This window comes from Streptacidiphilus sp. PB12-B1b (assembly GCF_014084125.1).
Lineage (GTDB): Bacteria > Actinomycetota > Actinomycetes > Streptomycetales > Streptomycetaceae > Streptacidiphilus.
Genome location: NZ_CP048405.1, coordinates 5,468,570 through 5,491,858, shown reverse-complemented (window position 1 = coordinate 5,491,858; position 23,289 = coordinate 5,468,570). Strand labels below are relative to the sequence as shown.

The window sequence follows — 23,289 nt, the reverse complement described above, 5'->3', positions numbered from 1 at the left end:
CCGCCGTTGCCGCGCGGAGTTCACGAGTTCTGGTCGCGGTCCAGGGCGGCATTCACCGTTGGAAACAGTCCAGGAGAAGGTCCTGCCGGTTCGGCGTGCCCAGGTTCGGCAGTGGGCGGCCATGGCGCTGCGCCAAAACTTCGCGAACGATGAGGGGAGTCTCCACCGATGCCGCAGCACGTCCCCATTGCCGTCATTGGAATCGCGTGCCGTTTTCCCGGGGCGGACGACCACCGCCAGTTCTGGGATGTCATCAGCAAGGACCGGTCGCAGGTCGGCGAAGTGCCCCAGGCCCGTTGGGACATGGAGCGAGGCGAGGCGTCGGATGTCTCCGGCGGAGGTACGGGGCAGCCGCGAACCATCAGATGGGCTGGCCTGATCGACGATGTGGACGCCTTCGACGCGCAGTTCTTCCACCTCTCCCCGCTGGAGGCGGAAAGCGTCGACCCGCAGCAGCGGATCATGTTGGAACTCGCCTGGTCCTGCATCGAGGACGCGGCCGTCGCGCCCGGTGCGCTGTCCGGACGGGACGTCGGAGTGTTCTTCGGCTCGTTCAACCTGGACTACAAGGAGCTTCAGGAGAGACAGCTGCGCGAAGTCGCGGCGCACCACTCCACGGGAACGGCGGGGGCGGTCATCGCCAACCGGGTCTCCCACTTCTTCGACTTCCATGGGCCCAGTGTGGTCGTCGACACGGCGTCGTCCGCCTCCCTGCACGCTGTCCACCTCGCGGTCCAGTCCCTTCAACACGGCGAATGCAGCATCGCGCTCGCCGGCGGGATCAACCTCGTACTGACCCCTGCCCGGCATACTTCGTTCGCCAAGACCGGCATGCTGTCGCCCACCGGCTCGTGCCATCCCTTCGACGAGAGAGCCGACGGCTACGTGCGGGGGGAGGGCGGAGGCATCGTCCTGCTCAAGCCCCTCGCGGATGCCGTGCGCGACGGTGACAGCGTCTACGGCGTCCTCAGGGGCAGCGCCGTGAACCACAGTGGCAGGACACGCACTCTCACCTTCCCCAGCGATGAGGCGCAGGCGCAGGTCATCGCGGACGCCATCGGCCGGGCCGGCGTCGCCCCGGACTCCATCGGGTACGTGGAGGCGCACGGCACGGGGACGCCGACCGGCGATCCGGTCGAATTCGAAGGGCTGGTCGAGGGTTTCCGCAGAGCGCGCGGCGAGACGGCGGACCTGCGGCAGCACAATTTCTGCGGGTTGGGCTCGGTCAAGCCCAACATCGGCCACCTCGAAGCCGCCGCCGGGATCGCCGGCCTGATCAAGGTACTGCTTGCGATGGAGCACAAGCAGCTACCCGGTCTGCGGGACTTCCAGCGGCTGAACCCGCGAATCGACCTGGACGGCACGCCCTTCTACATCGTGGACCGGCTGCGTGAGTGGAAGCCGCTGCGGTCGGAGACCGGCGAGCCGCTGCCGCGTCGCGCGAGTGTCAGCTCGTTCGGCATCGGCGGCACCAACGCGCACGTCGTGCTCGAAGAGGCGCCGGCCACCCCGTCGGCCACTCCGCCGGCCGCTCCACAGGAGCGCCACGCCTACCTCGTCTGTCTGTCTGCCCGAACCGGCACGGCGCTCCGGCGGCGGATCCACGACGTGCGGGGATGGCTCGACGGCGACGGTTCCCAGGCCGACCTGACCGACCTCAGTGCCACGCTGCTCCTCGGGCGCGAGCACCTCGACCGCCGGACCGCGCTGGTGGTGCGCGACCGGGACGACCTCCGGGCGAAGCTGACCCTGCTGCTGGAAACCGGGCGGGCCGACGACTGCTTCCACGACCCTGCGGGCGGTGAGCGGACCGGGGCACCGCGGCTCGCTGCCGGGGTTGCGTGCGACATCGTCGCCGATCTCTCCGCCGCCGAGTACCGGGAGCGGCTGACGGCCCTGGCGGAGTCCTTCGCGGGGGGAGGCAGCCACCGATGGGCGGACCTGTTCACATCGGTCTCGGGACGTCGGCTTCGACTGCCGACCTATGCGTTTGACCGGCACCGCTTCTGGATCACACCGGACGCCGTCAGGACGTCGACGTCCGCGCCGAGCGAAGAGTCGACGCCCGCAATCGAGCAGGAAGAACTCGTGTCGGACATGACCACGCAAACACGTCGCAGAGGGCGGGCGGGCGCCGACGTCCAGGAGAGTGTCGAGGCGGACCTCAGGAGTCTCGTCAGCGGTGTGCTGAAGCTCGCGGCCGACGAGATCCAGTTACGGGACCGGCTGACCGACCTCGGGTGCGACTCGGTCGGCAACACGCTGCTCGCCCTCCGGCTGAGCGAGCACTACGGCATCGACACCGCGCCGTCGCTCTTCTACACGTACTTCACCCTGGAGATGCTCAGGGACCATCTGCTCGAGGAGCGGTACGCCGACGCCGTGGTGGCGAAGTACGCGGCTGCCGACGAGGACACCGCCGGCGGGACGGTCCGCGCCGAGGCGGAGGCGTCCGCCGTCGTGGGGGAGGAACCCGTCACCGGGCCCCGGCCCGCGGCGCCTTCCGAAGCCGGTGCCGGTGCCGGTGCCGACCGTGACCACCGCATAGCCGTCATCGGTATGAGCGGCCGCTTTCCGCAGGCCCGCACGGTCGAGGAGTTCTGGCAGTTGCTCGCCGAGGGCCGGGAGGCGGTCACGCCGATACCCGCGCACCGGCTGGGCAACTGGGCCGGCGTCGACGGCGCGTCGGAGGTCAGGGGTGGATGGCTGCCCGGCGAAGCCGAGTTCGACCCGCTCTTCTTCGAGATATCCCCCAGGGAAGCCGAGCACATGGACCCCCGGCAGCGGCTGCTGCTGCAGGAGGCATGGCGGGCCCTGGAGGATGCCGGGTACGGGGCGAAGCAGCTCGGCGACAACACCATGGGCATGTTCGTCGGCGCCGAACAGAGCGACTACCCGGATCTTGCCGGGAACGAGCAGACGCTGACCTCCGGGCACGACGGAATCCTGGCCGCTCGTCTCAGCTACTTCCTGAACTTCTCCGGGCCGGTGCTGACCGTCAATACGGCCTGCTCGGCCGGACTGGCAGCCGTGCATCAGGCGTGCCTGAGTCTTCGCAGCGGTGAGTGCGACACCGCGGTCGCGGCGGGTGTCAGTCTGCTGGCCGGGCCCCGGTTCTACGAGCACGCCACCCAGGCCGGGATGCTGTCGCCCGACGGGGTCTGCTACGCCTTCGACAAGCGTGCCAACGGCATGGTGATGGGCGAGGCGATCGCCGCCGTCGTGCTGAAGCCGCTGGCTAAGGCTCTCGCGGACGGTGACCGGGTGCACGCCGTCATCACGGCGAGTGGCCTCAACCACGACGGCCGGACCAACGGCATCACCGCGCCCAGCCAGCCCGCACAGGTCGCCCTGCTCGACTCCGTGTACCGGCGGTTCGGCGTCGAACCGGCCGACATCCAGCACGTGGTCGCCCACGGCACGGGTACCCGGCTGGGCGACCCCATCGAGGTGAACGCGCTGACCGAGGCGTTCAGCCGGTACACCGACAGGACCCAGTACTGCTCGCTGACCTCGGTCAAGACCAACATCGGGCACACCCTGGCCGCCTCGGGCGTGGTCAGCCTGATCGCCCTGGTGCAGGCCCTGCGCCATCGGACGGTGCCCGCGAGCCTGCACTCCGAGCAGGAGAGCGAGTACATCGACTGGACGCGCAGCCCGTTCCACGTCAACAAGGAGGCCCGGTCCTGGTCGGCCGAACCGGGGCGCGAGCGGCTGGGCGCCGTCAGCTCCTTCGGCATCAGCGGGACCAATGTGCACGTCGTGCTGGAGAGCCACGGCGACGGATCGGCCACGCATCCGGTTGTCTCCCGGCCCTCCTACCTGCTCGCGCTGTCGGCGAAGACCGACGCGGCGCTACGGGCGCGGGTGACGGACCTGCTCGCCTTCTTCCGAGCCGGTGATGCCGATGACGCGGGGCTCGCGCGGATCAGCAGCACGCTGCTCGCCGGGCGGCACCACTTCGCGCACCGCTGCGCGCTGGTCGCGGCCACCCCCGAGGAGGCCGAGCTGAGGCTGCAGCAGGTTCTCGACGGCAAGAAGGACCCCCAGGTGTTCCGTGGGGTGTCCGGGCGGGACTTCCGCGCCCAGAACGCGCTCACCGAGTACGGGAACGAGCTGATCGCCCGCGCCCGCGCGGCGGACGCGGCAGACGCGGGGGACGAGAACGTCCGGTACCGGGACGCGGTCCGAGCCCTGGCCGAACTCTACTGCCAGGGCTACGAGCTGGCCTGGGAGCACTTGTTCGACGACCGGCCGCTGCCGTGCGTGTCGCTGCCCGGTTACCCCTTCGCGCGCGAGACCTACTGGGCCGACACGGCGACGTCCGGCCGCGCGGCGCTGCCGCCCGCCCTGCCCGCGTCCGCCGTACTGCACCCGCTGCTGGACAGCAACGACTCCACCCTCCACGCGCAGCGTTTCAGCAAGCGCCTGTCGGCGAGCGAGTTCTTCCTGCGCGACCACGTCGTGGCCGGGAAGATCATGTTGCCCGGCGTCGCCCACATGGAGATGGCATACACCGCCTCCCGTCTGTCCACCGGCTCCGACAGCGTCACCCTGCGCAATGTCATCTGGGGCCATCCGATCGTCATGGACGGTGCGTCCAGGACCGTGCACATCGAGCTGACCCCGCTCGAACAGGATGTGCTGGAGTTCGTCATCCATGACGAGAGCGAAGGGAAACGCACCGTCTTCTCCCAGGGCCGGGCCGGCTACACCGCCGACCAGGCCACGCGGGTGCGGGGCGGGATCGACATTCCCGCGATCAAGGCGCGCTGCACCGGCCGCCGCGAAAACGCCGAGATCTTCGTGAGCCTCCGGGAGCTGAGCTTCGGGTACGGCGAGACCTTCCAAGCCATGGAGACGCTGTACTGCGGCGAGACCGAGGCGCTGGCCCGGATCGTCCTGGGCGACGGCCTGGACGAGGAGTACGGCCGCTTCACCCTGCACCCCTCGCTGTTCGACGCCGCGCTCAACACGCTGCGCGGCATCGGGGAGCAGGACGGCGTGCTGCGCATTCCGTTCAGCCTCGAAGAGCTGGTGGTGTTCGCGCCGATTCCGCGGCGGTCCTATTGCCATGCCACCATCCACCGGATCGCCCGTGACGGCGCCATGAGTGTCAACCTGGCGATCTGCGACGACAGCGGTACCGAGTGCGTTCGGCTCACCGGCCTTGTGTTCAAGGAGTTCGCGGCCGACAAGACCGAGAAGTTGCACTACTACGTGCCGCGTTGGACCGAGGCAGAGGCCGAGGCGGAGCCCCTCGGGGCCGGGCGGACCCTGCTCGTCCTCGATGACGAGGACACCCGCCGAACCCTGCTCGGAACGGTGTACCCGGGCCGCGTCGTGCGGGTGCGCCACGGGAGCGCCTTCCAGGAATCGGGACCGGATCTGTTCAGCGTGGACCGCCGCAGCGCCGACGACTTCGACCGGCTCCTGCGGACCCTGGAGGAAAGGCACCTGCTGCCGCAGGCGATCGTCAACTTCTGGCCGCTGAACGGGAACCCGTCCGACCTCACGATCGAGCTGGAGAGTCTGCTGCATCTGTTCCGGGCCGTGCAACGGACCGGCACCGAGCAGGAGATCCAGCACCTGTCCGTGCTGCCGGACCAGCCGGGGCCGCAGCGGGCGGCGGCGGAGGCGCTCTCAGGCTTCGGCCGTGCCATGACGGCGGTCAACCACCGCTTCCGGGTGAAGAGCCTCCAGGTCGCCGGTGCACGGGACACGGACACCGCTGTCGACGGCGCGCTGCGTGAACTCGGCATGGCGGAAGGCGTCGTACCGCGGGGCTGGCACGAGATCCGGCACGCCGACGGCATCCGCTCGGAGCGGGTGCTGCGGCCGTGGACCGCCGGTACCCGCCGCGCCGCCTCGGAGCTGCCTCTGAAGGAGGGCGGCGTCTACCTGATCAGCGGTGGTGCCGGAGCGCTGGGACTGCACCTCGGCAGCTACCTCGCCCAGCACTGCCGGGCGAGACTCGTCCTGCTCGGCCGCAGGGAGTTGGATGCCTCGCTGCGGGAGAAGACCGCCGCGCTGGAGGCCGCCGGCGCCGAGGTCCTCTACCTCGCCTGTGATGTGGCCGACCGCGACGGCATGGTCGTTGCCCTCGCTGCGGCGCGGGAGCGGTTCGGCGCGCTGGACGGCGTCTTCCACGGCGCGGGTGTCATCGGCGACACGGGCGTCATGGAGGTGGACTGGGCCGGTTTTGGGGCGGTGCTGGCGCCGAAGATGCACGGGACCGTCCATCTGGACGAACTGACCGCCGCGGACCCGCTCGATTTCTTCTTCATGTTCTCGTCCATCGCCGCCTACGTCGGCGACTTCGGACAGGGAAGCTACGCCGCTGCCAACCGCTTTCTCGACGGCTATGTCCGGCATCGGGAGGAGCTGCGGGCGCAGGGACTGCGGCACGGCCGGAGCATATCGGTCAACTGGCCGTACTGGGACGAGGGCGGCATGCTTGGCGAGCTCGCCGGGGAGGGCCCCTCGACGACCCTCTACCGCGACCACTCGGGCATGCGGCCACTGCGGACCGAGGAGGGCATCGGGGCGCTGCTGCAGATCCTGATGTCCGACGAGACCCAGGTCGTCGTCACGAAGGGCGAGCGTCAGAAGATCGAGAAGGTGCTGCGCGTCGCGGCGCCGGTGGCCGCGAACGAGCCCGTGGCCGTGGCAAGTCCGGGGGAACCGGTGCCCGTGCAGGGCTCGGGTGAACTGTTCACCCGGACGGTCGAGTACCTGAGGGACCGGCTGTCGCAGGTCTTCCGGATTCCGAAGCTGCGGCTCGACGCCTCCGCGGAGTTGGGCGAGTACGGCATCGAGTCGATCCAGATCATGGAGCTGATGCGGCTTCTGACGAAGGACTTCGACTCCATCCCGGGGACGCTGTTCTTCGAGTACCGAACGATCAACGAGTTGGCGGAGTACTTCACCGAGCACCAGGCAGGGCGCCTGACCCAGCTGGTGGGGCTGGAGCAGTCCGCTGTGGTGGCTCCGGCGGCGGTGGCCGAGCGTGCGCCCGCTGCCGCCGTGCCCGCCCGGCCGGTCGCGCCGCAGAACCGGTTCGCGGAGTTCCGGCACGGGGCTCCGGGCCCCGGCGAGGTGCCGCCGGCCAAGGAGGCCGGTGACCGGCCCGGGGGCCGCCCGCGCGACGTGGCCGTCATCGGCATCAGCGGCCGCTACCCGCAGGCGCGGAACCTCGACGAGTTCTGGAAGGTGCTGGAGCGCGGCCAGGACTGCATCGAGGAGATCCCGCCGCACCGGTGGGACAAGGACGCGTTCTACGCGGCCGAGAAGACACCGGGCAAGAGCAGCAGCAAGTGGGGCGGCTTCATCGACGGCGCCGAGAACTTCGACGCGCTGTTCTTCAACATGTCGGCGAACCAGGCCGCCCTGACCGATCCCCAGAGCCGGCTGTTCCTCCAGGCTGCCTGGGAGGCGATGGAGGACGCGGGGTACACCCGGCAGTCCCTGAGCCCCGACAAGGCCCGCAAGGTCGGTGTCTACCTGGGCATGATGTGGAACGAGTACCAGCTGTACAGCGGACAGGACGTGGTCCTGTCCGACCGCGCCGCCGCCGCCAACGCCGTCTCCTACTTCTTCAACCTGCACGGGCAGAGCCTGACCGTCGACACCGCGTGCTCCTCGTCGCTCTACGCGATCGCCATGGCGGTCGAGAGCATCCGGAACGGCTCCTCGTCGCTGGCGTTCGCCGGCGGCGCGAACCTGTCGCTGCACCCCAACAAGTACGTCTCGCTCAGCCAGATGAACTTCTTCGCCGAGGACGGGCGCTGCCACTCGTTCGGTGAGGGCGGCACCGGCTACGTGCCGGGCGAGGGCGTCGGCTGCGTCCTGCTCAAGCCGTTCGACCAGGCGGTCGAGGACGGGGACCACATCCACGGTGTGATCCGCGGCGTGGCAACGCTGCACGGCGGCAGGACGAACGGCATGACCGTGCCCAACCCCCTGGCGCAGGCGGACATGGTCGCCGCCGCGCTGGAGGACGCCAGGCTCTCGGCCGAGGACATCAGCTACGTGGAGGGCCACGGCACGGGCACCGCCCTCGGCGACCCGATCGAGATCAGCGGTCTGACCCGGGCGTTCCGCAAGCACACCGACAAGAAGCAGTACTGCCCGATCGGTTCGGTGAAATCGAACATCGGTCACCTGGAGGGCGCGGCCGGTGTCGTCGCCGTCACCAAGGTCCTGCTGCAGATGCGGCACGGGATGCTCGTGCCCTCGCTCCATTCCGAGCGGCTGAACTCCTACATCGACTTTCCGAACTCGCCCTTCTACGTACAGCACCGGCTGGAGCCGTGGGAGCGGCCCACGCGGACGGTCGACGGCGTGCTTCGGACCCTGCCCCGGATCGCCGGCGTCTCGTCGTTCGGCGCACACGGAGCCATCGCGCACGTGATCATCGAGGAGTACCCGCCCGGGCAGGAGCGGCCGGTGCGCGCGGACCGGGCTCCGCGTCCGGAGCTGCTGGTGCTGTCGGCGAAGGACGACGAGCGGCTGCGGGAGAAAGCCCGGGCGCTGCTGACGTGGCTGGCCGGTGCCGGCCGCGACACCGATCCGGCGGACCTCGCCTACACCCTCCAGGTCGGCCGCGAGGCCATGGAGGAACGCCTGGCCCTGGTCGTCGACGGGCAGGACGCGCTGCGCGAGCAGCTGCACGCGTTCCTCGACGGGGAGCAGGAGACGGCGAACGTCTTCCGTGGCGGCGTGCGGCAGCACAAGGACGCCGTTGCGCTCCTCGAAGCCGACGAGGAGATGCGGGAACTGGTCCAGCAGTGGCTCGCACAGGCCCGGTACGACAAGCTGGCCGAGGTCTGGGTGAAGGGCCTGGTCCTGGACTGGGCATCCCTGGCCCGCGGCGCCGAGCCGCGTCGTATCCCCCTGCCCACGTACCCGTTCGTCGAGGAGCGCCACTGGCTCGACGCGCCCCCCGCGCTCGCGCTCCAGCCGCCGCGCACGGCGGCTCCGGCCGAACCGGCGGCGGCCGGCACCGCAGCGCCCGCGTCCCGGCCCGCCGCTGGGGAACCGGCCCGGCCGCTCGCCTTCGTGGAGGACTGGGAGCCCGCGGCGCTGGATGCGGGCGCGACGCGTGCGCTGCGCGGCATCGTCTTCCTCTGTACCGGAGCGGCGCGTCAGGCGGAGGTCGCACAGGCCGCCCGGGCACTCGACCCCGGCCTGCGCGCGGTCTTCATCGGCCACGGGGATGCCTTCCGGAAGCTGGACCCCCACTGCTACCAGGTCCGCCGCGGTGCGGCCCAGGACTACCTGGACGCCTTCCGGGACGTCGCGGCGGGACCGGTCCCCATCGACGCGGTCGTGAGTCTGGAGGCGCTCGAACCAGGTGCTGCGACCGGTGACTTCAGCGACGTCGTGCTGACGGTCCAGGCGGTCGCCGGCGCCGGGCTCGACGCACGGCGCTTCATGGTGGCCGGGCAGTACCGGGACGGCCTCGGACGGGCGCTGCTTGAGGCGCATCTCGGCTTCGAGCGCTCGCTGGGGATGGTGATGCCGAAGCTGTCCGTGGTGGCCGTGCTCCAGGACGCCGCAGATCCGCTGCGGCCGGCGGACGCCGCCGCCTGGTTGGCCAGGCTGCTCGCCGAGTTGCGTCAGGAGCAGGCAGTCAGCGCGCTGTACCACTCGGGCGGCCGCTTCGTGAGCCGCGTCCGGGAGACCACGCTCGCCGACGACCGCGTCGGCGCCCTCCGGCACGGCGGCACCTACCTGATCACAGGCGGCTGTGGTGGGCTGGGGCTGATCGTGGCCCGGCACCTCACGGAGCACTTCGCCGCGAATCTCGTCCTGACCGGCCGCTCCCCGCTGGACGGGGCACGTCAGGAGGCGCTGCGCGGCCTCGACGCCGGAGACCGGATTCTGTACGTCCAGGCGGACAGCTGCGACGCGGACGCGATGGAGCGGGCCGTGGCGCAGGCGCACGAGCGCTTCGGGGCACTGCACGGCGTCGTTCACGCGGCCGGTGTCCAGGGGCAGGGCAGCATCCTGGAGAAGGATCTGCGTTCCTTCGAGGACGTCCTGGGTCCCAAGGTCCGGGGAACGACGGCACTGGACGAGGCGCTGGTGGGCGAAGAGCTGGACTTCGTCTGCTACTTCTCCTCCACCGCAGCCGTCATCGGCGACTTCGGCGGCTGCGACTACTCGGTCGGCAACCGCTTCCAGATGTCCTACGCACGGCACCGTGACGCCCAGGTGCGAGCAGGCCGGCTGTCCGGTCGGACCGTGGTCGTCAACTGGCCGCTGTGGCGCGAGGGCGGCATGGGCTTCGACCACGACACCACCACGACGCTGCTGAAGTCGAGCGGCCAGGACTTCCTGGAGACACCGGACGGCATCGCCCTGTTCGAGCGGCTGCTGTCCCAGGAGGCCACTCAGCACATCATCCTGGTCGGCAGGCCGGGCCGAGTGGCGCGCTTCCTGGGGCTGATGCCGCCCGCCGCCATCCCGGAGCGGCCGGCGGCGGCTGCGGCATCGGCCCCCGATGTCGAAGGACGTCTGGCACACGACCTGCGGCAGATCGTCAGCGGCGCGGTCAACCTCTCCCCGGACCGGCTCTACGAGGACGACAACCTCACCGACTACGGCTTCGACTCGGTGAGCCTGGCCGGACTGGCCACCGGGCTGGGCAGGCACTTCGGCGTCGAGGTCACGCCCGCGCTCTTCTACAGCCGCTCCACGCTGCGAAAACTGCGGGAGTACCTGGCCACGGAGCACAAGGACCTCCTGGCCGCGTTCTACGGCGATCGCGGCGTCGGCGACGTCGTCACCGAGCCCGCCGCGGTGGAGCCCGCCCCGGACGCGAGCGCGGACCGCGGCGCCCGGGAGCCGGGTACGGAGGAAGACGACGCCATCGCGGTCATCGGCATGAGCGGTCGGTTCCCCGGCGCCGACAACCCCTCCGAGCTGTGGTCCGTCCTCGCGGAGGGCCGCGACGTCGTCAGCCCTGTGGCCCGCGAGCGCCTCGACCTGTGGGGCGAGCCGCACGACAGCCCCTTCGCGGCGTTCCGCGTCGGCCAGGTGTCCGGCCCGGACGAGTTCGACCCGCTGTTCTTCGAGATATCCCCGAACGAGGCGCGGAGCCTGGACCCGCGCCAGCGGCTGCTGCTCCAGGAATCGTGGCACGCCCTCGAGGACGCCGGCTGGACGCCTGCGGCAACCCGCAGGATCGGCATGTTCGTGGGGGTCGAGCAGGGCGACTACGACGCCCCGGACCCTGAGGCGGGCAGCGTCACCGCCAACCACGACGGCATCCTCGCCGCACGCCTGTCGTACCTGCTCGACCTGAGCGGCCCGGTGATGGCGATCAACACGGCGTGCTCGTCGGGGCTGGTGGCCGTTCACCAGGCGTGTGCGAGCATCCGCAACGGCGAGTCCGACGCCGCCCTGGCCGCGGGAGTCAGCCTGATCACGACCTCGCAGCTGCTGAACCGTACCCGGCAGGCGGGCATGCTGTCCGAGGACGGCGTCACCTACGCCTTCGACAAGCGCGCCAACGGGATGGTGCTCAGCGAGGCCGTCGCCGTCGTGGTGCTGAAGCGGCTGTCGGCGGCCGTGGCCGACGGCGACCGGATCCACGGCGTCATCCGCGCCAGCGGCATCAACTACGACGGCAGGTCCAACGGCATCACCGCCCCGAACGGCGACGCCCAGGTCGCGTTGGTCCGCGACACCTACCGGCGGCACGGCATCGACCCGGCCGACATCGAGTACGTGGTCGCCCACGGCACCGGCACGCGGCTCGGCGACCCGGTCGAGGTCAATGCGCTCAACGAGGTCTTCCGGAGCTTCACCGACAAGCGGCAGTACTGCGCCCTGACGTCCGTGAAACCGAACGTCGGGCACACACTCGCGGCCTCCGGGCTGGTCAGCCTCATCGGGGTCCTGCAGGCCATGCGCCACGAGACGATCCCGGGATCCCTGCACTGCGTGCAGGAGAACGAGTACATCGACTGGAAGAACAGCCCGTTCTTCGTCAACAAGGCGAACCGGGCGTGGCCCGAGGCCGCCGGGCGCAGAAGGATCGCCGCCATCAGCTCCTTCGGCATGAGCGGCACCAACGCGCACATGGTCGTGGAGAGTTTTCCGGCACGCGGAGAGGACGAGGTCGTGGAGATGCCCGCCCACCTGCTGGCCCTGTCGGCCAAGTCGGGGGAGTCGCTGCGGCAGCGCGTCGCCGATCTGATCGACTTCCTGGAGGACCCCCGGCGCCCGCACAACCTGCGTGACGTCAGCGCGACGCTCCTGGACGGGAGGCCCCACTTCCGGCACCGTTGCGCCGTTGTGGCCCGGGACGGCGCCGAGGCGGTGCGCCTGCTGCGCCGACAGGCCGCGGACGGTCAGGACCCCGACGTCTTCACCGGGGAGGTGCCCAAGGACTTCGCGCCGGGCGCCGAGGGCCGGCAGGCCGGCGACCGACTGCTGGCGGAGGCGGCCGGACCGCACCACGACGGCGCCGATCTCCGGGACGCGTTACGCGCCGTGGCGAGGGCCTACTGCCAGGGGTACGACCTGGCGTGGCGGCGGCTGTTCGGCGGCCGGCGCACCGTGCCGGTCGCACTGCCCGGCTACCCCTTCGCCAGGAAGCAGCTGTGGCGGCAGCGCACGGCGCTGCCGGTGCCGGTACCGGACGGGATGTTCGCGGCCGCACCCGGCCGGGCCGACGCCACCGGACGCCGGTTCGACACGAGGCTCACCGGATCGGAGTCCTTCCTGCGCGACCATGTCGTGGCCGGGGAGCAGATCCTGCCGGGCGTCGCCCACCTGGAGCTGGCCCGCGCCGCCCACGCCGCCCTCCCCGCGCAGCGGAACGCACCGACGGCCGGTGTCACGTTCCGCGACGTCGTGTGGTTGCGGCCGGTGAGGGTCGGGGACACCCCGCTCGACATCCACGTCGAACTGGAGCCGGACGGCGTCGCGGGAACCCGCTACCGCGTCCTGGTGCCCGGCGCCGACGGCCCCGTCCTGTCCAGCCAGGGGCGGATCGAGCCCGGTGGCGGAGCGGCGCGGCCGCGGCTCGATCTCGCGGAACTGCGGACCGAGTGCGGCCGCTACGAGATAGCCGCGACGGAGGTGTACCTCGCCTACCGGCGGCAGGGCATCGAGTACGGGCCCTCCTTCCGGGGACTGAGGCGACTCCTGGTGGGAGACGCCCAGGTCCTCGCCGAACTCGCGCAGCCCGAGGCGCCCGAGTACGGCCCGGGGACTCCGGTGCTGCCCCCGGGTCTGCTGGACGCCGCACTGCAGGCCTCCTTCGGCCTGAGGCGCGGCGGTGACGGGCTCCATCTTCCTTACGCCGTCGAAGCGGTGGAGATTCTCGGCCGCTGCGAGCCGATCATGTGGGCGTGGCTCCGGTGCACCACGGGGAGCGGCGACAAGTTCGATGTCGACCTGTGCGATGCGCGGGGCGAGGTCCGTGTGCGGTTCAGGGCCTTCAGTACCCGGCCGTTGCGCGCCGAGGCTGAGATGCCGTCGGCGCCGGAGCAGCCCGCCGACGACGGGCGCCTGGTGCTGCTGGAGCCGCGCTGGGAGCCGGCCCGGCCCGGACTGCCGGTGGACGGCGACCGGCCGCGCGGGCGGACGCTGCTGGTCGGCGCGGACCCGGAGGAACTTGCCTCGGTCCTCACCGGGCGCGGGGACGACGTGAACGTCCTGTTGCTGCGGGCCGACGACACCGTCGACGGTCTGCGGGAGCGGCTCGCGCGCGGTGGCCACTACGACAGCGTCGTCTGGATCGCGGGCGGCGGTACGACGGCACCGGAGAGCGAGGAGCTGATCACCCGCCAGGAGGTGGGGGTGTACGCCGGCTTCCGACTGGCCAAGGCGCTGCTCGCACTCGGCTACGACAAGCGGGACCTGGAGTGGACCACCCTCACGATCCGCAGCCAAGGTGTCGTCGACGCCGACCGGATCGACCCGACCCACGCCGGCGTGCACGGCCTGCTGGGGTCGTTGGCGAAGGAGAACCCGCGGTGGCGGGTGCGCTCGGCGGATGTGGCGGAACTGCGGGACGACGTGCTGAGGGAGGCGCTGCACCTGCCGGTGGAGCCGTCCGGCGACACCTGGGCCCACCGCGGTGGGCGCTGGTTCCGGCAGACCCTGGCACCGGTGCCGTTCGAGACGCTTCCCGCTGACGCGGTGCCGTACCGGCGGGGCCGGGTGTACGTGGTCATCGGCGGCGCCGGGGGCCTCGGCGCGGTCTGGAGCGAGCACGTCGTACGCACCTACGGGGCGCAGGTGGTCTGGATCGGCCGCCGCGCCGAGGACGAGGCGGTCCGGGCCAGGATCGACGAGCTGTCCCGACTGGGACCGGCGCCCTGGTACCTGCAGGCCGATGCCACGGACAGGGAGGAGCTGACTGCCGCCGTCGCGCGGATCAGGGCACGCTTCCCTGAGATCAACGGCGTCGTCCACTCGGCGCTCGTGCTGCTCGACCAGAGCGTGGCCAGGATGCCGGAGGACCGCTTCCGGGCCGCCGTCCGCGCGAAGGTGGACGTCAGCGTCCGCATGGCGCAGGTCTTCGCGGACGAGCCGCTGGACTTCGTGCTGTTCTTCTCCTCGATCAACTCGTTCCAGCGATCCGCGGGACAGAGCAACTACGTGAGCGGCTGCGTCTTCAAGGACGCGTTCGCCCGGCTGTGGCAGCAGAGCCGTCCCACCACCGTGAAGGTGATGAACTGGGGCTACTGGGGCAGCGTCGGAGTCGTCGCCTCGTCCGCGTACCAACGGCGGATGGAGCAGAGCGGCATCGGCTCCATCGAACCCGCTGAGGGCATGGCGGCGCTGGACCTCCTGCTCTCCGGGCCCCACCACCAGCTCGCGCTGGAGAAGACCACCGTCCCGCGGCGGGTCGGCGGCGACACCGGCCCTGCCGATTCCGGCGATCCGGACGACCAGCGGCTGCGGCGGGTGCTCGCGGACTCCGGCAGCGCCCGGGGCTTCGACGACGTCCTGCTCTGCGAACTGCTGCTGCTGCAGTTGCAGTCGCTGGGGATGAACCGCGCCGGCGGGTCCGTCGCCGAGCTGAGAGCCGCCCTGAAACCGGGCGGCGGCTACGACCGCTGGCTCACCGAGAGCCTGCGCATCCTGGCCGAGCACGGCTACCTGGAGCACGACTCCGAGCGCTACACCCCGACCGGCAGGGCGCCGGTCGACGGCGCCGATGTGTGGCGGCGCTGGGAGGCGGTGTGCCGGGAGAGCGAAGGCGCCAACCCCTACCTCAACCTGCTGGAGCCGGTGGTCCGCGAGCTGCCCGAGGTCCTTGCCGGCCGACGGCCGGCGACCGACGTGATCTTCCCCAGGTCGTCGATGAGCCTGGTACGAGGTGTGTACCGGGACTGCGACAGCGCCACGGCGCTGAACGAGCTCACGGCCGAGCTGGTGGCTGCCCGCGTCGAAGCCCTGCTCGACCGCAACCCCGCCCACCGGGTCCGGATCTTCGAGATCGGTTCCGGCACCGGCGGCACGAGCGAGAAGGTGCTGCGCCGGTTGGCGCCGTACCGCGACAGCGTGGCGGAGTACTGCTACACCGACGTCTCCCAGTACTTCCTGCGCAACGGGCGCCAGGAGTTCGGCGCCGACCATCCGTATCTGCGGTTCGAACTGTTCGACGTGGAGCGAGGCCCCGCAGAGCAGGGGCTGAACGAGGGCGGGTACGACATCGTCCTCGCCACCAACGTCCTGCACGCGACCCACGACATCCGGGCGGCAGCGCGGCACGCACGGGCGCTGCTGGCCGCGGACGGCGCACTCGTCCTGAACGAGCTGGCGGCGCGGACCCCGTTCCTGCACCTGACCTTCGGGCTTCTCGACGGCTGGTGGCGTTACCGGGACGCCGAACTGCGAATACCGGGCTGCCCGGGGCTGGCCCCCGGCACCTGGCAGCAGGTGCTGGAGGAGGAGGGCTTCACCGCCGTGTCCTTCCCCGCCGCCGCCGTGCACGACGCCGGTCACCAGATCGTGGTGGCCGGGACCAGCGAGCGGGCCGGAGCGCGCGAACCCGCACCGCAGAGTGCGGGCGACGCGCAGGAGCGGGTGCGGTCGGTGATCGTCGCACGGCTCCAGGCGTCGCTGGGTCTGGAGCGCGGAGAGTTGTCCGAGGAGGACTCCTTCGCCGACTACGGCGTGGATTCCATCCTCGGTGTCGAGCTCACCCAGCAATTGAGCGCCGACCTGGGCATCTCGCTCGCCGTCACGGACCTGTTCGACCACAGCTCGGTGCGCACGCTGGCGCGCTACGTGGCGGAGCAGCACCTCGACGCGTTGCCGCCGGTCCCGGCCGTGGCCGCGGTTCCTGCGGCCGCCGCGGTGACTGTGCAGGCCGCCCCGGTGACGGTGCCCGCCGCCGCGACCGTGCCCGCCGTCACCGGCACGCCGCGGCCGGCCGTGTCCGCAGCCGTCCCCGACCCGACCGGCGAGCCGATCGCCGTCATCGGCATGAGCGGGAGGTTCGGTACGGCCAAGGACACCGACCAGCTGTGGCAGCACCTCGTCGACGGCCGCAGCCTGGTCGGCGAGATCACCCGCTGGGACCTGTCGGCCTTCGTGGCGCCGGGCGCGCCCCACCCCCGGTATGCCTCGCTGATGGACGACATCGACCGGTTCGATCCGATGTTCTTCCAGATATCCGGCCTCGAAGCCAGTTACATGGACCCCCAGCAGCGGATCGTGCTGGAGGAGGCGTGGAAGGCACTGGAGGACGCCGGTTACGCGGGCGACGCCATCCGTGGCCGGTCCTGCGGCGTCTACATCGGCACCCAGGTCAGCGACTACCTGCCCGGCTCCAGCGCGGATGCCCCCGCGCAGGCCATGTGGGGCAACGCCGAGGCGATCATCCCGGCCCGCGTCTCCTACCTCCTCGATCTGCAGGGTCCCGCCATCGCCGTCGAGACGGCCTGCTCCGGCTCTCTCGTCGCCCTCCACCTCGCCTGCCAGGCCCTGCGTGCGTACGAGATCGAGACGGCCCTGGTCGGGGGGGTGTCCGTGCAGTGCTCACCCGACTACTACCTCAATGCCCACAAGGCCGGGATGCTCTCGGAGACCGGTCAGTGCCACACCTTCGCTGAGGGCGCGGACGGCTTCGTCCCCGGCGAAGGCGCCGGTGTCGTCATGCTCAAACGGCTGCGGGACGCCCTCGCCGACGGCGACCACATCCACGGTGTGGTCCGCGGTTCGGGCATCAACCAGGACGGGACCTCCAACGGCATCACGGCGCCGAGCGCCAAGTCACAGGAGCGGCTGGAGCGCCAGGTGTACGACAGCTTCGGCATCGACCCCGCCGGCATCCAGTTGGTCGAGGCGCACGGTACCGGTACCCAGCTCGGCGACCCCATCGAGTTCCAGGCGCTGACCCGCGCGTTCCGGCACTACACCGACAAGTGGGAATACTGCGCCATCGGCTCGGTCAAGACCAACATCGGGCATGCGGCGCCGGCCTCGGGGATGGCCGGGCTCATCAAGATCCTGCTCGCCCTGCGCCACCGCGAGCTGCCGCGCAGCCTCCACTTCGACCAGGGCAACGCCCACATCGAGTTCGCGGGCAGCCCGTTCTACGTGAACACGGTGCACCGCCCCTGGACGGCCGAGCCGGGTCGGCCGCGGCGCGCGGCGCTCAGCTCCTTCGGCTTCAGCGGCACCAACGCCCACGTGGTGGTCGAGGAGGCTCCTGACCTGCCGCGCCGCGACAGCGCGGGCGTCCAGGACCACCTCGTGGTGCTGTCCGCCCTGTCCGCGGAGCAAGTGCGGACTCAGGCGGAACAGCTGCTGCAGCACCTGAGCCGGTCCCCGGACACCGAGCTGGGAGACATCAGCTCGACCCTGGTGCTGGGCCGGCGGCACTGCCCCGTCCGGCTGGCGTGTGTGGCCCGTGACACGGCCCACCTGGTGACGCTGCTGGGCCGGTGGCTCACGGACGGACGGGTGGGGGAGGTGCGCATCGCCGACCTCACGGAGAACGCGGTGAGCCCGGAGCCCGCTCTGGAGCAGTTCGGCGACAACTGCCTGCGGGAGTGCGCCGAGGGCGCGACCGGGACCGCCCGTCGGGACCACCTGGACGCCGTCTGCGCCCTGTACCTGCAGGGATACCAGCTCCGCTACGAGCGGCTGTTCGAGAGCGGCGGGTATCGTCGGGTCCCCCTGCCGACGTATCCGTTCCAACGCCAGCGCCATTGGCTGCCCTCAGGGGACGCGTCCGGCCACGCCGCGCCCGCCTGGCCCACCGACCGCACGCCCGCGCCGGGCCCGCAGGCCGGCGCCGGGGCCGACCATCTGGCGCTGGCGCCGCTGTGGGTCGAAGCACAGGCCCTGGAGCCGGGCCCCGGGGCGGACGTCCCGAGCGGCGTCATCGTCGTGGGGGGTAGTGCCGCGGAGCGCGCCGCCCTGGCAGCCGAATGCCCGGACGCGTACTTCTTCGCCGACAGCGGCCCGGTGAGCACCGAATCGCTCACCGAGCAGCTGCGGCGCGCGGGCAACGTCCGCCACCTCGTGTGGATCTCCCCAGCGGACGCGGGAACCGGGCCGGACGCGCTGCTGCGGCGCGCCCACGTCGGAGTGACCGCGTTCTTCCGGCTGGTCAAGGCGCTGCTTGAGCTGGGCCGCGGCAGCGAGGAGCTGACCTGGACCGTGGTGACTCGCCAGACCCAGCCCGTGCTCCAGGGCGAGTCAGTGCTTCCCGCCGATGCGGGCGTGCCGGGCCTGGCCGAGGTCATGGCGAAGGAACTGCCCAACTGGAGCGTGGCCTGTTTCGACCTGGGCGGGTCCGACCAGTTCCCTGCCCGCACCCTGCTCGCGGCCCCGGCCGGAAGCGTGCGGGCGCTGCGCAACGGCCAGTGGTTCCGTCGCGGCCTGTACCGGGTGGAGCTGCCGGCACCGGTCCGCTCCCCGTACAAGGAGGGCGGGGTCTACGTCGTCCTGGGCGGGGCCGGCGGCATCGGCCGGCTCTGGAGCGAGGACCTGATCCGGCGCTACGGGGCCCAGGTGGTCTGGATCGGTCGCCGGGAGAAGGACACCGGCATCCAGGCGGAGATCGACCGACTGGCCGCGCTCGGGCCGGCACCGTGGTACGTCCGGGCCGACGCCGCCGACATGGACTCGCTGCGGGTTGCGTACGCCCGGATCCAGGAGCGGTTCGGCACCGTCAACGGCGTGGTGCAGTCCGCCTTCGGCCTGGTGGACCAGAGCCTGCCCAACACGACCGAGCAGCAGTTCAGTCAGGGCCTGAGTGCGAAGGTCGACGCCAGCGTGTGCATGGCGGAGGTCTTCGACGCCGACGGACTCGACTTCATGCTCTTCTTCTCCTCGATCGCATCGGTCAACCCGAGCATGGGCTACTGCAGTTACGTGGCGGGCAACGCCTTCGAGGACGCCCTGGCCCGCCAGCTCTCCGGAGCACGCCGGTACGCCGTGAAGGTGGTCAACTGGGGCTACTGGGGCGCCGTCGGCAGCGGACTCGACGTGCCGGAGCACGTCCGTGAGCGCATCTACCGGCGCGAGGGTCTCGGCGACATCGACCCCGTGCTGGCGATGGACGCGGTCGAGCGGCTGCTGGCTGCCCCGCTCGGGCAGGTGGCTTACCTCAACACCAGCGAACCCGAGCGGTTCGAGGGCTACACCGACCGCGAGGCGATCCGGGTGCTGGACCCGGCGGAGCAGCGGAGCGAGCCGCTCGCCCCACTGCTGCCCGCACGGGGGGAGCAGGTGCGGACCGTGGAGGCACAGGCCAAGTCCAAGCTGCGGACGCTGGACGGGTTGCTCCTGCGGCTGCTGTGGTGCGCGCTGCGCGAGCGCGGTTGGATCGGTACGGGCTCCGTGGACGCGGACTCCCTCCGGCAGTCCGGCGGGATTCTCGGCAGGTACGACCGCTGGGCGTCGGAGACCCTGAAGCTGTTCGCGCGGCAGGGCTGGCTCCGAGCGGGCGCGTCCGCGGGCCGCTACCACGCCGCTGCGGCCGACCCGGTGGACCCGGGCGCCACCGCTGCCGAGTGGGAACGCAGCAGGCGCGAGTGGCTCGCGGACCCGGAACTGCGTGCGTCCGTCGACCTGGTCGACAAGACCCTGCGCGCACTGCCGGACGTTCTCACCGGCACGGTCCCCGCCGTCGACGTGATCTTCCCCGGCTCCTCGCTGGACCTCGTCGAGGGAATCTACAAGCGGAACATGATCGCTGACTACTTCAACGACGTGGTCGGCGACTGTGTCGCCGCACTGGTCGAGAGCAGGCTGGCGCAGGATCCCGAAGCCCGGATCCGGATCCTGGAGATCGGCGCCGGTACGGGCGGCACCACCGCCACGGTCATGGGCCGGCTTCAGCCGTACCAGCGGCACATCGGCGAATACTGCTACACCGATCTCTCCAAGGCGTTCCTGATTCACGGTCAGCGGGAGTTCGGCGCGCGGAATCCGTTCCTGCGCTGCGAGATCTTCGACGCGGGTCGGAGCGTGGTCGAGCAGGGATTCGACGAGGGTGGGTACGACCTGGTCATCGCAACCAACGTGCTGCACGCCACCAAGGAGATCCGCACGTCACTGCGGAACAGCAAAGCGCTGTTGCGGTCCGGCGGTGGGTTGGTCGTCAACGAGATCGACGGCTACACCGTCTTCGGCATGCTGACGTTCGCGCTGTTGGACGGCTGGTGGCTGTACGACGGCGATCTGCGCGAAACCGGGGGGCCCGGCCTGCGGCCCGAGACCTGGCAGTCGGTGCTGGAGTGGGAGGGCTTCGAAGGCGTCGAATTCCCCGCGCGGGACGCGCACCGGCTCGGCCAGCAGGTGGTGGTCGGCTTCAGTGACGGGGTGATCCGCCAGAGTCGCGGCGGACAGCCGTGGTCCGCGGCCGATCCGGTCCCCGGGCCGCAGGCCGCATCGCGGCCGCTACCGCCGGCCGCCGCCGCCCGGGTGGACGGGGCAGTGCTCGGCGACGCCGTGCGCGGCTATCTGAAGGAGCTGGTCGCGCGGACCCTGTTGATCCCGGCCGAATCCATCGACGCCCGCGAGCAGCTGTCCGCCTACGGCATCGACTCCATCCTCATCCTGCAACTGCTGACCAGCCTCAAGAAGGACCTGGGGGAGACCAGCAGCACCCTGTTCTTCGAGTACCGCACGATCGAGGCGCTGACCGAGTACTTCGTCACCGAGCGGGGAGCGGCGGTGGCCCGCGCCCTGGGCGTGGGCCACGACTCGGCGGCCGTCCCGGACGCGACGGTGCGGGCCGAGGCCGCTGCGCGGCCCGCACCCGGCCGAACATCGGCTCGTCCCGTACCGCCGTCCGGGCACAGCGCCGGCGTCGCAATCGTGGGAATGAGCGCGCGCTTCCCCCAGGCCGAGACGCTCGACGCCTTCTGGTCGGTGTTGCGCGAGGGCCGGAACACCGTCACGGAGATCCCCGCCGACCGGTGGGCACTCGACGGCTTCTACGAGCCCGACAAGGAGGACGCCGCCGCCAAGGGCAGGAGCTACAGCAAGTGGGGCGCCTTCCTCGACGGATTCGCCGACTTCGATCCGCTGTTCTTCGAGATGACGCCGAACGACGCCACGGAGATCGACCCGCAGGAGCGACTGTTCCTCCAGGAGGCGTGGCGGGCGTTCGAGAACGCCGGCTACACGCGCAGCCGCCTGGAGCAGGAACACGGGTCCAGTGTCGCCGTCTTCGTGGGGATCACCCGCGCCGAGCACAACCTCTACGGCCCCGAGCGTTGGCTTCGCGGTGACCCCGCCCGCCCCTACACCTCCTTCGGGTCGGTGGCCAACCGCGTCTCGTTCAAGCTGAACCTCAACGGTCCGAGCATGCCCGTCGACACCATGTGCTCCTCCTCGCTGACAGCGCTCCACGAGGCGTGCGAGCACCTGCTCCGCGGCGACTGCGAACTGGCGGTGGCCGGTGGGGTGAACCTCTACCTGCATCCGTCGGGCTATCTCAATCTGTGCGCCCTGCAGATGCTCGCCGACGAGGACAAGTGCCGCAGCTTCGGCGCCGGCGGCAACGGCTTCGTCCCCGGTGAGGGCGTCGGTGCGGTCGTCCTCAAGCGACTGGAGGACGCCGAGCGGGACGGCGACCACATCCATGCCGTCGTCCGCGGCACCAGCGTCAACCACGGCGGCACGACGAACGGATACACCGTGCCGAATCCGGTCGCACAGGGCCGGGTGGTGCGGCAGGCGCTCGACCGGGCGGGCGTCGACGCGCGCACGATCAGCTACGTCGAGGCGCACGGCACCGGTACCGCGCTGGGCGACCCGATCGAGATCAACGGTCTGACCCGGGCGTTCTCCCAGGACACCCGGGACCTGCAGTACTGCGCGATCGGTTCCGTCAAGAGCAACATCGGCCACGCCGAGGCCGCCGCCGGTATCGCGGGCGTGTTCAAGGCCGTGCTGCAGATGCAGCACGGTGAACTCGCCCCCACCCTGCACGTCGACGAGACCAACCCGCACATCGACTTCGACGCGACGCCGTTCGTCGTCCAGCGCAAGGGCGCGGTGTGGAAGCGGCCGGTCGTCACCGTCGACGGCGTCAGCTCCGAGGTGCCGCGCCGGGCCGGTGTCTCGTCCTTCGGCGCGGGCGGTTCCAACGCCCACGTGGTGATCGAGGAGTACGTCCGCGACCGGCCGGCTCCCGGGGCCGTCCGGGCCGGCGAGCCGGCCGTGGTCGTCCTGTCCGCCAAGGACGAGGAGCGGCTGCGGGAGCAGGCCGGTGCTCTGCTGGGCTCGCTCCCGGAAGCCGAGCGGAGCGGGGCGGTCCTGGCCGATGTGGCGTACACCCTGCAGGTCGGACGCGAGGCCATGAGTGAGCGACTGGGCACGGTCGTACGCTCGTTCGCCGAGTTGCGGGACCGGCTGCAGACCTTCCTGGACCACCCCGGGGGCGGCACCGGGCTGCACCGTGGCCGTGCCACAGGCGCCGACCGCGCGTTGACGGCGCTGACCGCCGACGCGGACCTGAGCGCGGTCGTCGGGACGTGGCTGGCCAAGGGCATGTACGCCAAGGTGCTCGACCTGTGGGTGAACGGCTTCGAGCTGGACTGGCGCAGCCTCCACCCGGCTGGAGAGGCGCGCATCGTCCCGCTGCCCACGTACCCCTTCGCCCGGGAGCGGTACTGGATCGCGGAGCGGCCGGTCGACGGGGAGCCGACGGACGGCCTGTCGGATTCGCTGATCGACGACGTCCTCGACGAGCTGGTGAGCGGCTCTCTCGGCGTCGAAGCCGCCGCCGAGCACATCCGACGGTCCGTCCTCGACGGCGCAGGTCGGACCACTGACAACGGGGGGCGCTGA

Annotated in this window: 1 protein-coding gene; it reads left to right on the top strand. The window is 71.1% G+C overall.

Annotation, left to right across the window (positions count from 1 at the left end; all coding sequences use genetic code 11):
• Positions 1 to 168: 168 nt before the first annotated feature.
• Entirely contained in the window at positions 169 to 23,289 is a 23,121-nt protein-coding gene (locus tag GXW83_RS23760; protein ID WP_182445083.1) for an SDR family NAD(P)-dependent oxidoreductase, read from the top strand.

Coding starts and splice junctions, on each gene's coding strand:
- GXW83_RS23760 (WP_182445083.1), top strand. CDS start 169: ATGCCGCAGCACGTCCCCATTGCCGTCATTGGAATCGCGTGCCGTTTT.